General features: G+C 41.0%; 16 protein-coding genes. 8 read left to right on the top strand and 8 right to left on the bottom strand.

Annotated features, from left to right (window positions below; translation table 11 throughout):
- The 3 genes from G511_RS0117140 to gorA all read right to left on the bottom strand — a co-directional run.
- Nucleotides 1-287 (bottom strand): IS3 family transposase (locus G511_RS0117140; protein WP_028470733.1); only part of this gene is annotated, 287 nt, incomplete at its 3' end.
- 89 nt (nucleotides 288-376) lie between these two features.
- A complete protein-coding gene (locus G511_RS0117135; RefSeq protein WP_028470732.1) occupies nucleotides 377-628 on the bottom strand; it encodes a hypothetical protein in 252 nt (83 codons plus the stop codon).
- Nucleotides 629-677: 49 nt separating this feature from the next.
- On the bottom strand, nucleotides 678-2036 hold the full coding sequence (gorA, locus tag G511_RS0117130; protein ID WP_028470731.1) for a glutathione-disulfide reductase: 1359 nt from the start codon (nucleotides 2034-2036) through the stop codon (nucleotides 678-680).
- Between the two features lie 166 nt (nucleotides 2037-2202).
- Between gorA and xthA the strand changes: the two genes are divergently transcribed.
- Nucleotides 2203-3018: an exodeoxyribonuclease III gene (gene xthA, locus G511_RS0117125; protein WP_028470730.1), complete on the top strand. Its 816-nt coding sequence runs from the start codon at nucleotides 2203-2205 to the stop codon at nucleotides 3016-3018.
- A gap of 18 nt (nucleotides 3019-3036) precedes the next feature.
- Here the strand turns inward: xthA and G511_RS0117120 are convergent, their stop codons facing one another.
- Complete coding sequence (locus G511_RS0117120) at nucleotides 3037-3951, bottom strand: universal stress protein (RefSeq protein WP_028470729.1); 915 nt, start codon at nucleotides 3949-3951, stop codon at nucleotides 3037-3039.
- A 160-nt stretch (nucleotides 3952-4111) separates the two neighbouring features.
- Between G511_RS0117120 and G511_RS0117115 the strand changes: the two genes are divergently transcribed.
- The gene (locus G511_RS0117115) at nucleotides 4112-4519 is read left to right on the top strand and encodes a YgaP family membrane protein (RefSeq protein ID WP_028470728.1); all 408 of its coding nucleotides are present in this window, start codon (nucleotides 4112-4114) and stop codon (nucleotides 4517-4519) included.
- A gap of 226 nt (nucleotides 4520-4745) precedes the next feature.
- Entirely contained in the window at nucleotides 4746-5030 is a 285-nt protein-coding gene (locus G511_RS0117110) for an ArsR/SmtB family transcription factor (RefSeq protein ID WP_028470727.1), read from the top strand.
- A gap of 126 nt (nucleotides 5031-5156) precedes the next feature.
- Here G511_RS0117110 and G511_RS0117105 read toward each other — a convergent pair whose 3' ends face one another.
- Nucleotides 5157-7892, bottom strand: a complete 2736-nt coding sequence (locus G511_RS0117105) for a bifunctional acetate--CoA ligase family protein/GNAT family N-acetyltransferase (RefSeq protein ID WP_028470726.1) — start codon at nucleotides 7890-7892, stop codon at nucleotides 5157-5159.
- Nucleotides 7893-8318: 426 nt separating this feature from the next.
- Between G511_RS0117105 and G511_RS0117100 the strand changes: the two genes are divergently transcribed.
- The gene (locus G511_RS0117100; RefSeq protein WP_028470725.1) at nucleotides 8319-8519 is read left to right on the top strand and encodes a PA3496 family putative envelope integrity protein; all 201 of its coding nucleotides are present in this window, start codon (nucleotides 8319-8321) and stop codon (nucleotides 8517-8519) included.
- Nucleotides 8520-8864: 345 nt separating this feature from the next.
- On the opposite strand, the gene G511_RS0117095 is transcribed toward G511_RS0117100, so the two are convergent.
- Nucleotides 8865-9500: a LysE family translocator gene (locus tag G511_RS0117095; RefSeq protein ID WP_028470724.1), complete on the bottom strand. Its 636-nt coding sequence runs from the start codon at nucleotides 9498-9500 to the stop codon at nucleotides 8865-8867.
- 126 nt (nucleotides 9501-9626) lie between these two features.
- On the opposite strand from G511_RS0117095, the gene G511_RS0117090 reads away from it, so the two are divergent.
- Entirely contained in the window at nucleotides 9627-10157 is a 531-nt protein-coding gene (locus tag G511_RS0117090; protein ID WP_028470723.1) for a DUF2058 domain-containing protein, read from the top strand.
- Nucleotides 10158-10247: 90 nt separating this feature from the next.
- Here G511_RS0117090 and G511_RS24005 read toward each other — a convergent pair whose 3' ends face one another.
- Nucleotides 10248-12869, bottom strand: coding sequence for a bifunctional diguanylate cyclase/phosphodiesterase (locus tag G511_RS24005; RefSeq protein WP_051222196.1), 2622 nt, complete (start codon nucleotides 12867-12869; stop codon nucleotides 10248-10250).
- A 280-nt stretch (nucleotides 12870-13149) separates the two neighbouring features.
- Nucleotides 13150-13764, bottom strand: coding sequence for an SH3 domain-containing protein (locus G511_RS0117080; protein ID WP_028470722.1), 615 nt, complete (start codon nucleotides 13762-13764; stop codon nucleotides 13150-13152).
- Nucleotides 13765-13975: 211 nt separating this feature from the next.
- Here G511_RS0117080 and G511_RS0117075 point away from each other — a divergent pair, with 211 nt between their 5' ends.
- From G511_RS0117075 to G511_RS0117065, 3 genes are read left to right on the top strand one after another with little or no spacing between them, the layout of a single operon-like run.
- Nucleotides 13976-14458 carry a hypothetical protein gene (locus G511_RS0117075; RefSeq protein WP_028470721.1) on the top strand — a complete coding sequence of 161 codons (483 nt, stop codon included), beginning with the start codon at nucleotides 13976-13978 and terminating at the stop codon, nucleotides 14456-14458.
- Nucleotides 14455-15063, top strand: coding sequence for an SCO family protein (locus G511_RS0117070; protein ID WP_028470720.1), 609 nt, complete (start codon nucleotides 14455-14457; stop codon nucleotides 15061-15063). Before G511_RS0117075 ends, G511_RS0117070 begins: the two co-directional genes overlap by 4 nt.
- Nucleotides 15064-15075: 12 nt before the next feature.
- Complete coding sequence (locus G511_RS0117065) at nucleotides 15076-15543, top strand: copper chaperone PCu(A)C (protein ID WP_028470719.1); 468 nt, start codon at nucleotides 15076-15078, stop codon at nucleotides 15541-15543.
- The last annotated feature ends 50 nt before the right edge of the window (nucleotides 15544-15593 follow it).

The following is a 15593-nucleotide window of genomic DNA, read 5'->3' as shown; positions in this document are numbered from 1 at the left end:
GCTCGCTCATCTTCAAGCTCCCTCTCTAGGCGCTTAATTTTCTGGGCTGGCGTTTCTTTGCTTTGGGGTGATTTAGTCATAATTCTATGCGTTGGCTGGGACCAATCTAGCTTGCCGTGCTTTCTTAACCAAGTCAGAACGGTAGATCGCCCTTGAATACCATATATCTTTTGAGCTTGTTTATAGGTCATGTCGCCTTTTTCAACAGCATCTACAACCTGCAATTTAAAGCCCATTGTGTAATCGCACTGACTGCGCTTATGATGCGTGGGGGTTGATGTGTCCATAATAGGTCCTCAATATGTAAACCTATTTCAGGACGGGACAAGTAATAAAAAAGAGGCTAATGAGTGCATCATTAGCCTCTTTTCTTTGCCTACTCATTGGTTTCATCTAGTAGGCAAAATGATAAAAATGTACTCATCAACCCCACAATTGATGCAAATACCATTGTAGGAAAAAGCAAAATCAAAAATGCACTACACACCCATAGCCTGCGAACAATTATGCGTTTGCGCTGATAGCTTTTAGTAAACTGACGTCTGTAAAAATGCTGGCTATCGGGTTGCTCATTTTGCATCCACGCAGGAATAATCGCCAGCAACAGCATTTTAATAAGAAGTTTCATTGCAGCACCTCCTACTCTAAAGACTAGGTGGTACTGCGCCACTTTTCAATTAGCTTTTTACAGGCTCTCGCATGGTAACGAACTCCTCAGCCGCTGTTGGGTGAATACCAATAGTACTATCAAATACCGCCTTAGTTGCTCCTGCCTTAAGCGCAACTGCCAGCCCTTGAATAATCTCCCCCGCATCAGGTCCCACCATATGAACGCCGAGTACTTTGTCGGTACTTTTTTCAACGATCATTTTCATCAAGGTGCGCTCTTCGCTACCCGACATCGTATGCTTCATCGCACGAAACTCACTACGATATACATCAATATCTTTACCTTGCTCACGCGCCTGCTCTTCTGACAAGCCAACTGTACCAATATTAGGCTGACAAAAAACAGCTGTTGGGATCAAGTCATAATCAACAGCAGGGTTGCCTTCCTGATAGAGATGTCGGACTAATGCCATACCTTCAGCAAGCGCTACAGGTGTTAGCTGAACACGATCTATTACATCACCAATCGCATACACCGAAGGAACATTCGTTTGAAAGCTCTCATTAACGACGATAGCACCATTTTTCTGCTGCTCTATACCTAATGCTTCAAGACCGAGATCATTCACATTAGGGACACGTCCAGTGGCATACAGCACACAATCCGTTTCGTGAGTAGAGCCGTCCGTTAGTTTAAGTAATAAACTACCGTCTGCCTGTTTCTCTATCGATTCAATATTGTTATTAAATTTAAGGTCTACATGCTTCTTGCTAACTTCTTGAGCAACAAACTCACGCAAGTCTCTATCAAAACCTCGAAGGAAGAGATCGCCGCGGTAAATCAAGCTTGTTTCAGAACCCAAACCAGCAAAGATCCCTGCAAACTCAACAGCAATGTAACCCCCACCAACAACTACAGCGCGCTTAGGGAAGGTCTCTAAGAAAAACACTTCATTTGAGCTAATAATGTGCTCTTTACCCTTAATATCCGGCACAAATGGCCAGCCACCGGTTGCAACTATTATCCGTTCTGCTGTGTAATGCTTTCCATTAACAGCAACTGTATGCTCATCCACCAGCGTGCCACGCCCTTCAAGTAGCTCACAACCCGAGTTAACCAATAGGTTACGATAAATACCGTTTAAGCGGCTAATCTCATCATTCTTGCGGTCTCTAAGAGTCGGCCAGTCAAAGCTACTAGCTCCCACATTCCAGCCAAAGCCTGCCGCTTCAATAAATTCTTCTTTGTAATGAGAAGCATACACAAATAATTTTTTGGGAACACAACCAACGTTAACGCAAGTTCCGCCCAAATAACGGTCTTCAGTTACTGCTACTTTCACGCCCATAGACGCCGCCATTCGCGCTGCTCTTACGCCACCCGAACCAGCCCCGATTACAAACAGATCAAAATCATAAGCAGACAAAGCCTAACTCCCTCAATAAATTTTCATTAACTGTAACGATTCATGCCCTAAAGTACCAATCAAAGATAACTAATACGATGATAGGTAAATCAAATCGGCACTCTGCATTTAAAGCAATCAATCATGTTAGACTGATCGCTAATTTAACAAACTGATGATGCTTACTATGAAAATTATCTCTTTTAATATTAATGGATTACGCGCACGCCCTCATCAGATTGCTGCGCTCATCGAAAAATACAGCCCCGATGTTATTGGTCTGCAAGAGATCAAAGTGGACGATCCTCAATTCCCAATAGAGATGATTGAAGCACATGGCTACCATGTTGAGTATTTTGGCCAAAAAAGCCATTACGGCGTTTGTCTTATCTCTAAACTACCGCCACTAAGCATTCAAAAAGGCTTTATTAACGACGAACCTGACGCGCAACGTCGCATGATCATCGGCAAGTACGCAACACCTAAAGGGGATACGGTTACCATACTCAATGGCTATTTCCCGCAAGGTGAGAATATTGAACACCCTATTAAGTTCCCTGCGAAAACACGTTTTTATGCAGACCTCCAAGAACACCTAATCACAAACCATTCCCCTGATGAAAACTTAATCGTGATGGGCGATATCAATATATCCCCCACCGAACTTGATATAGGTATTGGTGAAGTTAACCGTAAACGCTGGTTAAAAACGGGAAAATCTAGTTTTCAACCAATAGAACGCGAGTGGCTTGCTCGTCTGCAAGGCTGGGGGCTAATTGATACATTTCGACAGTTTCACCCTGAAACTAATGACCGCTTCAGCTGGTTTGATTATCGCAGCAGAGGTTTTGAACAGGAGCCTAAACGAGGTCTAAGAATTGACGTTATTTTAGCAACGAAAGGTCTTAGCCAAACCTGTGAAAATTCAGATATCGACTATGAAATAAGAGGCATGGAAAAACCTTCTGACCACGCTCCTATATGGGCAAGTTTTGATCTTTAAAAGCTCACAGCACTTTATTTATTCAGTAACCGGGCTAACAAAGTCCGGTTGCTTAACCAATAAGAAGTCACACTCTACATGATCAACTATTCGCTCAACTGAGCTTCCTATCAAGAATCGATCCAAAAATCCTCTCGAGATTGATCCCATAACAAGAAGGTCAATACTTTCGCGCTTAGCAAGTGCAGGGATAATAGTATGAACATCGCCCTGCTCAAGATGCAAAATAGCTTCACTGCCCACCATAGCTTGTAAAACTTCTGTATGACGGAGTTTAACTTTCTCATGCATCGCCGCATAGTCAACTGTCAAATGCTCATCAAAAATTGCAGCCTGCGGAACGGTAGCAAAGCTATGCACCACATGTTGTTCGGCAACTAGCAACTCACTTAACGCTTGCAAACCTTTCAATACTTGATTATCCAACGCCTGAGGCTCATCACAGTGATGAAACGGATCAACCAAAGCAGCAATACGAGGGTGAACGGCCCACTGTTGATCTCTCATTAGTAACAGAGGTACAGGGCACTGCGCTATTAACTGCCAATCTCCCTGCCTAAATAAATAATGACCATGAGCATGTCGACCGATAGGAAAAACAACGATATCTGCTCTGTACCTTAGCGCTTTTCGAATGAGGCCTTCGGCAACATTACGGTTCCAAGTTAAGTCATAACTAGCTCGACCTCCTTGCTCTTCTAACTGTTCCGCCAAGCGAATTAGCTTAGCCTCTTCTTGATGTAAATATCCTGCAATGGCATGCTTTTCAGCTTCATCATCAAAGAGGTAGCTTCGGTGCAGAGACTGGTTATAACAACAAGAAAACAGCTCAATAATGGTCCCTTTTTTCTGAGCCAGTATCATTAGCTTCTGTATCAACGCATCTGATACTTGGGCTGTATCGATATGTACCAAAACTCTTTCAGTTTTCATAACCTTCTCCAAATACGGCATAACTTCACGATAACAAGAAAAGAATTTTTAGTCTTGATCTTACTCAATACAAATTGACTAAAACATGAAGATATTTATCTACACATTAGATAAAACTAATATATAATAATAACTAAACCTTATATGTTGGAGATCAATCATGACCGTTAGTGCAGCACTTCGTTTAATGGCAGGAACCGTTGTACTCATCAGCCTTGCTCTAGGAAGCTATATCAACCCAAATTGGTTTTACCTCACGGGCTTTGTTGGCTTAAACCTACTCCAATCTGCATTTACTGGCTGGTGCCCTGCTATCACTATTTTTAAGAAACTAGGCTTACAACAAGAGAGCTGTAATGTAGCGGGTATGAATGTTAATCAAGGTATACACATAATGGCTGGGTCGATAATTCTTGGGACAGTCATCGCGGTTTTATTTTTCAGTATCAACACCTTGCTATTGGTTGTAACAGCTATTGTCGGTGCCAGCTTATTACAATCCGCTTTTTCCGGCTGGTGCCCTGGCATGAGCATCGTTCGGCTTCTAGGCTTTAAAGACGCTCATTGATTTTTACCCTAATTCAGCATCTTTATTTAAGAGCACCTTAACAGGTGCTTTTTTTATGGTAAAACCCTACATTTCACCTTATTATCCTTATATTAGAAGAGTAAAATTACAAAAAGGATTTGTAACAGGCTCAAAGATTTGTTTTATCTCAACTTACTCCTGTGGAGAATAAGATTTGGCCCATACAATAGAAGAGTCTAACCTAAACGCCGAAACCCTTGAGATGATGAAAACCAACGCATCTCGAGCAGCGCAACTGATGAAAGCGCTCGGCAATGAAAGCAGACTACTTATTCTTTGCTACTTGGACGGTAAAGAGCTTTCTGTAACGCAACTGAATAACTGCCTTGATTTAAGTCAGTCAGCATTATCACAACATTTAGCTGTTCTCAGAAAGGATGGTTTGGTCAGTACTCGTCGAGAGTCACAAACTATCTATTACTCTTTATCTGGCGACACTGCTAAACGCATTATTCATACACTCCATGAAATGTACTGCCCAACAGCTTAATATCAATTCTGATAGTTTATAGCGCGTTCATAAGTTAAGCAGCATCTTCTTTTGCCCACCCTGAAGCAAGCCTCTACATACAATAATATAGTGCATATGTATTGCAGAGGCTCCCTATCTCAAGTGTTAATGTTGTAACCGTGTAAACTGCCAATCTTCAGTGGGTTCATTAAGCTTCATTTTCATATCAACTACTTCCTCTTCCATATTGAAAGTATTGGTAAAACCAAGCTTAAGAGCCAACCCCTGCATCCCCTTATTAGTCGGTAATGTCGACCCTTCTATCATTAGTGTCTTGCGGCTACGACAGTAATCAACCGCTTTGCGCATTAAAATAACACCCAGGCCTTCTCCTTGCAGATCATCTCTAATCACTACCGAAAATTCACTTTGAATGTTATCAGGATCAGTAACAACCCGAACAACACCCAGTGTTTCAGGACCCGTTCCATCCAAACTAGGAGCCGACACAATAAATGCCATTTCACGGTCATAATCGATTTGAGTCCAACTCGCTAGCTCTTGATGAGAAGGAATTCCGCGACTATAAAAATACCGCATACGAATAGATTCAGGACTAAGTTTATTGTAAAAATCTAAATGGCGAGGTTCATCCTCTCCACGGATCGGACGTACAACAGCAGGCCTTCCTGAACGTTTTAGCGCAATCGATTCTTCTAAATCACCAGGGTAAGGCGATATTGCCAATTCAGACTTGTCACCAATAGAAACCGCAACATCTACAGCCAAAATGCCCATTTTGTTCAGCAATAAAGGGTTAATTTCTAACCCTTGAAGGTTCGGCAAATCAACAATCATTTCTGACAATTTAAGAATCATGTCAGAAAGTTGTTCAACGTCTCTCTCTGGCTGGTAACTATGCTCTTTTATAATCTTATAAATACGCGAATTTTTAACTAGCTCTTTTGCTAAAGCTGTATTCATAGGCGGTAGCATGACATGCCTGTCAGCCAATACATCGACGGTAAACCCACCTGCTCCAAAGACGATAATAGGACCAAAAGTCGGATCTCGAGTAATGCCTACATTTATTTGCAAAGACTGAAAACCACGTTTCATCTGCTGCACACAAAAGCCCATACTTTCGTCATCACCTATACGCTCACTTACACGATAAGCTAGCTTTGTCGTCGCATACCTAACATCGCTTGAAGAATATAAGTCTTGAGCTAAATCATGGCGGCGCTGTGACGCTTGAGCATCATAACTAAAAGGGTAAACATTTTTACGATGCAATGCCTTTATCGCTACAGAGCCTCCAATTTCTTCTGCTCGCGCGACAACAGCATCTATATCCTCTGCGTAATAACTATTCTGAACAGGGATATCGTATTGATCTAATAGATCACACGCTTCGTCATGTGTCAGGTAATCGCGCGGCTCCGTCAAGGCATCAGCAATGATTTTCTTTGCTTTTTTATGGTTCTGTGTATTTTGTTCGATATAGGTCGCCGGAGTTTGGCGCATAACAACTTGGTTACGACGATAATCCACCATGTGCATGAAAGCATCAATAGCTTCTTCAGGTGTAATAAAAGTTGCTACATTGGCTGCATTACAATGATTCCGTGCTTCAATAGCCGTCGCGCGTCCCATCCAACATGTAAGAATATTACGCTGCGATTTACGAATAACCTTCACTAGTTCATCAGCCGTTTCGACACTGGGGGCTAATCGTGTCGGCGCATGAATTGACAAGATGACATCTACTTCTTTATCTTTTGATAAAATTTGAGACACTTGCGCGAAACGCTCAGGGGTAGCATCTGAGTTTAGATCGATCGGATTTTTTTGATTCCATCCTGGTGACAGAATATTATCAAGTTGAGTAATTGTCTCTTCGCCCAGAACCGCTAATTTGCCACCTGACTTTAATAAACGATCGGTGGCTAAAGCATTCGGCCCCATACCGTTACAGATAATTGCTAACCGCTCTCCTCTGAGAGGTTTCATACGAGACAAGGTTTCTAGTGCATTAAACAACTGGTCAGACGTTTCTACACGCACAGCTCCAGCACGTCTTAACGCGGCATCATATACAACATCCTCATCCGGTATACCGGGAGTTGCTGCAATTTTTGACGCTTCTTCAGAAAAAATTCCAGATTTAAGTACCAGCACTAACTTATTACGGCACGCAGCGCGTAAAGCTGAAATAAAGTTTCTGGAAGAACCAGATACACGATCCATCTGCAACAAAATAGAATGCGTATAAGGGTCCTGAGAAACATAATCAATCACTGAAGACAGATCGACATCAACGCCATTACCTAAGGTCATAAAGTGGGAAAAACCTATTTCGCGACCGTTAGCCCAATCAATCATTGCAGTTCCTAATAACCCGGACTGGCCAATGTAAGCGACTTTACCCTTTTGAATATGCATATGTGAATAACTAGCATTCATATTCGAACCAGGAACCAACAACCCCATGCAATCAGGCCCCATGATACGTATCCCGTAGGGTCTAGCAGCTTCTCGAACTGACTCACTGAGTGTTTTAGCCGCAGGGTTATTCTTAATAGATAGACCACCCGTTAAAATTATCGCCGCTTTAACCATATGCGCGCCTAACTTACGGATAATATCCGCCACAGAATCAGGTGGTGAACAAATAATAGCCAGATCAGGCATTTCTGGAAGTTCAGAAATACTTTGATAACACTTCACACCAAAAACTTGGTCATAACCTTCTGGGTTAATACACATCAACACCCCAGGAAACTTACTACCCAACAAGTTTTGGACAACAATTCCACCCATACTTCCAGGCTTTTCTGATGCACCAAAGACAGCTATCGATTTAGGCTTAAAAAAACGTTTTAAGTATTTTGTGCTCAAACCCTGATCCCCACACTACTGTTAAAAATAACGACTATCCTAGCCAAAAGTATACATTCAATGACACTTTTACGCAGTCGCAACAATACAAATATCTCAATATTAGTGGCCTAGATCAACAAAATTAATAAGAAATGCTGCACCAGCACAGTTTTTAAACTGAATAGCTTTTTAAACCATAATAAAACTAACACAACTACTTTTATGCAAACTAGAAATGCCGCTTAATAAGCATAAAACGTAAATTTGTTTAATGTTGATTTTTATTCAAAAAAAATCTGAAATCACCAAATTTATTTCAATTTACACACTAGCCATCCACTGATAAATATCAATTTTAGTAACTTGTTTGCGAAACCTTAAAAACTAAATTGACTATTTCACCACCTACGATAGTGAAATAACTTGTTTGGAGGTATCACTCTTATGAGAGACGAACTAGATATCAGTGATGACTCACTGGACGAAAATGACAGTTACGATCTAGATAGCAACGATCTAGAGGATTTAGGCTTTATCAGCACACAAAAAAATACGCGCCGCAATGTTCGACAAAATATTGAAGAAATGCTTGAAAGCAGACGCCTTCAAAGAAGCATGAAAGAAGTGTTTGATGACGACTTTTAACTTAACGTCATATAAGGGCTTATGAGATCGAGTGACTCATGAGCCCTCCCTTAGCGCAACCAGGAAACATATTTTAAACACTAAAACGCATGTTATAGCTATGCATTCGAGTTCTAAAACCTAGAATAACTCACTGTTTGAAATATAAAAATTCAGCAATACCGAAAGTCAGCACATGCCAACGAGAAAAATGACTAAAAACTTCCTCAAGAAGCGATACTCAGATACCACTCTAAAAACACTGCCTCAGGTTCCGTTAAGCGCCATTAAGCGCTATATTGATTCAAGGCCTCGTCAGAGATTGCTTCTCCAGCGAATTGCATCTTTGGCGTAGACCTTCATTCATTACTTGCCACGTTGCTCAAACGCTAGGCTTAGCCCTAAAGCTATCATTACAACGCCTGTCATTCCCTGTAATGACTTTTCAACACGCCTTCCAACCCCACAACCTTTTAACTTACACAACATTAACGTTAGAGCACATAGCCACACCATACTTATCACAAAGTGAATACCCGCCAAACCTAACGACTGGGCCAACAAGTCAAACTCAGGGTTAATAAATTGAGGTAAAAATGCCATATAGAAAATTACTGTCTTAGGATTAAGAACATTAGACAATAAACCCTCTCTGATAGACCTAGACCAATTAAAGTTATTTCCGGCAACGGTCACCACACCTTCCATAATAGGTTTGCGTAATGATGTTAGACTCTGCACACCTAGCCAAATCAAATAAATAGCACCTACAAGTTTCAAAGCACCGAATGCCCAAAATGACTGTAATAAAATGACAGAAATACCAACAGCAGAAACTGCTGCATGAACAAATAGACCGCTGCAAATACCAAAGCTACTAACAACACCATCTTTCCAGCCACCCCTGTTGGCATTCCTTAATACCAATAGAGTATCAACACCCGGCGAGATGGTTAATAACGTAATGGCAACTAAAAATGCTATAAACTGCGGATCTGTCATTGCTATTCTCATGATAAAAAATTGATAAAATATACGCTAACAACACTTATCAGGGAAGGATGTAACGCTCTTTTAAAACTGCTTGTGCTATTATACTGCCCAAAAAATCATAGCAGGTATTTGCTGATGGCTATCTCACTTCAAGATCAGTTATTAAAAGCCGGGTTGGCCAATAAACAACAAGCAAAAAAAGCAAAAGCTCAAAAGAAAAAAGCAACAAAACAAGACCTCGCAGCATCTAGTGCCGAGGCACAACGAAATCTTGAGAACTCACGCAAAGAAAAAGCTGAGCGTGATAAAGAATTAAATAAGCGTCGTGAAGAAGAAAAAGCAAAAAAAGCATTAGAGTCTGAAGCACGTCAGCTGATCGAACATCACAAAATACACATCAGTGATAAAGCTGAAATAAGCTACCGCTTTGTTGATGGTACACTGATAAAGAATATTTATGTCACTGCAGATTTACATAACCAACTAGCACGTATGCAACTGGTTATTAGCAAATTGGATGACAAATATTATTTGATTTCTGCCGAAATTGCCGACCGTGTTGAAGCACGTCAACCAACATGGCTAATTCGTCTCAAACCTGAAGAACAACCCGAGCAAGATGATCCATATGCTGAGTACGCTATCCCTGATGATTTAATGTGGTAATGTGTAACTAACAGCTCCAATACCTGCCTTTACAGAACCACCGGAAGATCATCCGGTGGTTATATCTGTTAGACAATTATCTGTAAAACCTCAGACAGCCCAATCAGGCGTTTCTTGCTGGCTCTTCAAATGAGCGGTCATTTGATCGTAAGGAAGAGGTTTTGTGAAATAGTAACCCTGACCAAGATCACAGCCATAGACGCGCAAGAGAGCCAATTGATCTTCATCCTCAATCCCTTCTGCAACAACTTTAAGCCCAAGCTTATGCGCCATAGTAATCACAGTATGTGTTAAGGTCGCATCACTACGATTATCAACCATATCCATGATAAAGCATCGATCGATTTTAAGGGCTGAAACTGGGAAGCGAGTTAAGTAGCTCAGTGAGCTATAACCGGTACCAAAATCATCAATACTAAGTGACACTCCCAAACTTAGAAGCTCATTAAGAACAGGCTGCACCTCTTCTAAACGCTGAGCAAGCATTGATTCTGTTATCTCTAATTCAAGCACACTGGGGTTTAAGCCGGTATCTTGTAATACTTTGCGTACCGTACCAACAATATCCGAGTTCGTTAACTGCGACATAGAAACATTCACAGCCATAGCGAGTGGTTGAGTCGCATGAAACTGGAATTTCTGCAGATCACGGCATGCTTCATAAAGCGCAAACTCGCCTAGCTGATCAATCACACCAATCTCTTCTGCTGCTGAAATAAACTCTTCTGGGCTCACAAAACCTAATCGCGGACTCTGCCAGCGCATGAGCGCTTCAAAGCCATACACTTCACCGGAGGAGATTCTATTTTTGGTCTGATAAACCATAAACAGTTCTTTATTAGCAAGAGCATTACGAATCTCTGATTCTAGTTCTACTTTACGCTTGTTCTTATCATCTAACTCTTGGCTGAAGAAACTATAACAACGTCGTCCCTGATTTTTAGATTCATAAAGCGCAATATCTGCATGCTTTAACAAATTCGAGACATCATCACTATCTTCTGGATAACGCGAGATACCGATACTCACTGATATAAAGAGCTTTTTGCCTTCCAACAAAACAGGCTGCTTCATAACACTCATAATATTATCGGCAAGATCTACTACGTCTTGTTCTGCATCAAACACAATAGACACTAGAAACTCGTCACCACTCATATGGCAGGCTGTTCCCGAATCGGCTACAGCTTGCTGCAACCTTACAGCGATAAGCTGTAACATTTGGTCGCCTAACATATGACCAAATGTATCGTTTATTTGTTTAAAGTTATCAACATCCATATAGAGCACAGCAACACGCTTATTTTCTTGCCAGGCTGTTTTCAACGTTTCAGTCAACAACTCGTTGGTACGACGCCTGTTAGGTAGTCCTGTTAAAGCATCATAGTTTGCCTGCTTAAATAAGCGCACCTCAACTTGTTTACGCTCTGTTATATCTTGAGTAACAATCACATGATTTGTCACATGACCAGCATCATTGGTCATTCCACTAATTGAAAATGAAAACCACTGCTTCTGCTCTTTTGCGCGGCGCTCTCCATACCAGTTTGTGCCATGAATCAAGTTTTCAGAAATAGCTGAAACATCAGTTTTCAATAAACTATGTGGAAAGTGATCAAGGAGCACTTGGCCAGAATCAAGTTTAATCAAAGACTCTGCGCCATCACTCAACCGATTATTGGCATACTCAATTAACCAATGTTCATCGGTGACAATAACACTGCTAGGGCTTTGCTCAATAGCTCTGGAGAGTTTGAAAACATTATGCTCAGCTACATTTCGTGCAGACTCAAAACGAGCGGCTCTGGTTAAAATAATCCTGAAAACAACAAGACCTACAATCAGAAAGATTAATACTGCCAGAGCAACATATTTCATTCTCTCTAACCAACGAGAAAATAAATCCGCACTCTGAATTCCACTCACTATATAAAAACGATAATCTTCAATAAAGCTGGCGGTTACTAGTAATTGCTCATCCTGATACTGCACATCACGTGTTTGCCACTCTCCTGCTTTTTGCGTTAGCTCCGATAAGGTATTGAGAAACTCGTTCTCTACTTTCAACGAAACAAAGCTTTGCCAAAAAGTGTCTGATTCAGGATAAGAAATATACACACGGCCGTCATCACCAATGATCATTGAGCGGCGTTTACTTTCAGCCTCTTCAGCCTCTTGCCAAATAGCATCATTACCGAGCAGACGATAAGCAGCTACAACATAACCCGTTCTCACACCGCTTGAATTAGTTATGGCTTTTCGTACGGGTAAGATGTTTTCACCAACAAAAGTAGGCCTAAAAGGCCTGCCAATAGTCGATTCATCATTATCGAACAAATCCAGCCATTCAAGTGTATGAATATTACCGGTAGTCGCCACAATAGAGCCCTGAGTATCAAGCACAGCAAGTACTCGCATCTGCGGAGTCGCTCTTAGGACATCATTCAAGCGAGTTTGTATAATGCTATCAGGGCTGCTTGAAACAGTAATAGATTCTGCTAACTCACCAAGCAGAGCTTCTTGATGAATAAAAAAGCGCTTAACAACACTCGTTAGACTTTGGTTATGAGGCGTCAAAGACTGATAAGCTTGCTGTTTAACATTACTCCATGTGGCATAGCTAAAAGCAACCAGAGCCATTAACATTAACAATGACAACAAACCATATAAAAGCTTAAACCAACGTGCTGTTTTACCATTAATCTCTTTCATTCACGCCCCAATATCCATGGCTACAAAACTCACACGTTTTGACTATATTGCTAAACTAAATAACTTACAGCATTCACGATAGACACATGAAGCGAAGTACTGGTGAACCATTAGCATTTTTACTTTAGATAAAACCACACCTTCTATAAGTAATTGTAGCTATCATTTAAGGATTTGCACTGTCCAAACAGCATAAACAAATAGTGAATAGCCATAACCAACACGAACTGTTTTAAACAGAAATGCCTCAAATAAAATAAACTGCTATGTTGAAAATTCTCTAGCTGTCTTGCGCGATGCACCTGTAATCTACTACGGTTACTTTCTCTACCAGCACTTTCGTTAATGGAAATACCATTAATTGCATCCTAGCAGCGCCCGCACCTTTTTTAATAGGGGTACGGATTCTCCCTACTTCTTGTAATGGCTTCACTTCACCGCCTTTTAAATGCAAAAGCACTTCTGATTCACAACGAACTTCTGCGGCGGTTTCACTTAGTGGCCCTGTTACCGTGAAGTCAATATCTAACATACAGCTACTTACACCACTCTTTTGTGCATTAGGTAAACATTTTAAATGAGCACCTATTGAATCTGCTTTAACAGTCGTATTTTCCTGTCTATTATCACTTTCCCGTTGCAGATAATCACCATGCATCCAACCTTCAACTTGGCGCCCATCACTGTGCAAGAAAAATATATTAGCCCAATCTCCTTGTTTCTTTATAAAAAGAACCTGCTCCCCTTTTTTCGCTTTCAGTAACACTGGAAACTTTGTTCCCGGACCAGAGCGAACATTTATCGGCTCATCTGTCACCCGATAATAGTCCAAAGCAGAGACATCAAAGCTAATCAGAAATAAGCTAAATAAAACAAACATGAACTTCTGACGCATGAACATCCTCTCTATACTTATCATATTCTCGCTAATTTATTGACTCGTTTTAAAATATATTCTCAAACTTCAAACGATAACTTTCAGCACTCATAAGTGCAAGTATTAACGCCTCTCAAACACTACTCTGATTGCTTTTAGGATGCGACAATGAGTCGCATAGCCGAGTAAGGCTATAACCACTAAAATATATGAAAAATGAGCATTCTAAATGACAGGAAACAACACAATTCAACATATCAAAATATTAACGGGGATTATATTCTCACTTGGGGTGCTAATACTCCTTTGGAAACTGCCCGATATGCTTGAAAACACTCAGTCATCAAAGTTGCTTGCTGTCGTTGAGCCCTGTGATCTTAAACAGTCCGACTGTAAAGCGGCTTATGATAAAAAAAGCATTTCACTTAACGTTAATCCACCCTCTATACCATCCATGGCACCACTGACCTTTACTGTGGTATTAGATAATATCCAAGCGAAAACAGTCATACTTGAGCTAAAGGGCAAGGAGATGTTTATGGGCATTAATAAAGTGCAGCTATCGCCTTTACCTGACGGCATCACCTGGAAAGGAACAACAGAGCTCGCTGTCTGTGTAACTGGCTCAATGGTTTGGCTAGCCTCGGTATTAACCTATAACGACTCTACAGCAGAACCTCACAAAGCAACATTTGAGTTTGAATCACCATGAAACATCGTACTCTTTCAACATTACGCATATTACTCATACTGACTGTTTTAATGCTTATTGGCTTAGCAGCAATTTTTGTATTAAGACCGCAAACTGTTAATAGCGACAACATTACAACCCTAGGCGGCAACTTCACACTTGAATCCCAGGACGGCCCGGTATCACTTAGTGATTTTCACGGAAAAGTGGTGGCATTATATATTGGCTACGCATCCTGCCCTGACGTTTGCCCTACCGCACTTGCCGTCATGACACAGGCATTTAAAGCACTTGATCAAAAAGAAAAGAAATCTGTTGCCGGGATATTCATTAGTGTGGATCCTGAAAGAGATACACCAGAAAAACTAAACACCTATGTGAAGTTTTTCAGCCCTATGATCACTGGCGTAACAGGCGAAAAAACAGCCATTGATAAAGTCGTGAAACAATACGGTTCTTTCTACCGGAAAGTAGACATGAGCGACTCGGCTATGGGTTATGCCGTTGATCACTCATCAAGAATTTATCTTATTGATACTAAAGGTAAACTCTATAAGCCATTATCACACAATAGCTCACCCTCCGATGTATTGTTAGAAATTCAAACTCTGCTTGATCAGAAATAATAGGAAAGACCCATGAAAAAGATACTGCTATCAACCGTATTATTACTCACCTCTCACCTTGCAACAGCCGAGGTAAATGTTGATGGCGCGTATGTTCGTGCCGTACCTCCCGGCCAGATGAATAGTGCAGCCTTTATGCAGCTAACCAATAAGGAGAATCAGAACCTGAACTTGATTTCTGCGACAAGTAATGCCGCTAAAAACGTAGAACTACATACTCATACACAAGACAATGGCGTTATGCGTATGAGACAAATCAAAGAAATAAAACTACCTGCTGAACAACAAGTATCATTACAGCCCGGTGGCATGCATATTATGCTGATCGGTCTAACTCGCAACTTAACAGCAGGCGAAAACGTCAACCTATCATTAACATTTTCTGATGGTTCACAACAATCATTACAGCTTCCGATCAAAACAGTCATGCCAATGGCTGGCCACAAAATGAAGCACAAACATGGTGCCAAAGTCGAGTAAATACATAAGCATCATAGAAGTAGTTTTCTTATATGAGAAAACTACTTGGT

The sequence above is a fragment of the Neptunomonas japonica DSM 18939 genome (assembly GCF_000422765.1).
Taxonomy (GTDB): Bacteria; Pseudomonadota; Gammaproteobacteria; order Pseudomonadales; family Balneatricaceae; genus Neptunomonas; species Neptunomonas japonica.
Note: the sequence above shows the minus strand (reverse complement) of the source record. Positions and strands in the feature narration are given on the sequence as shown.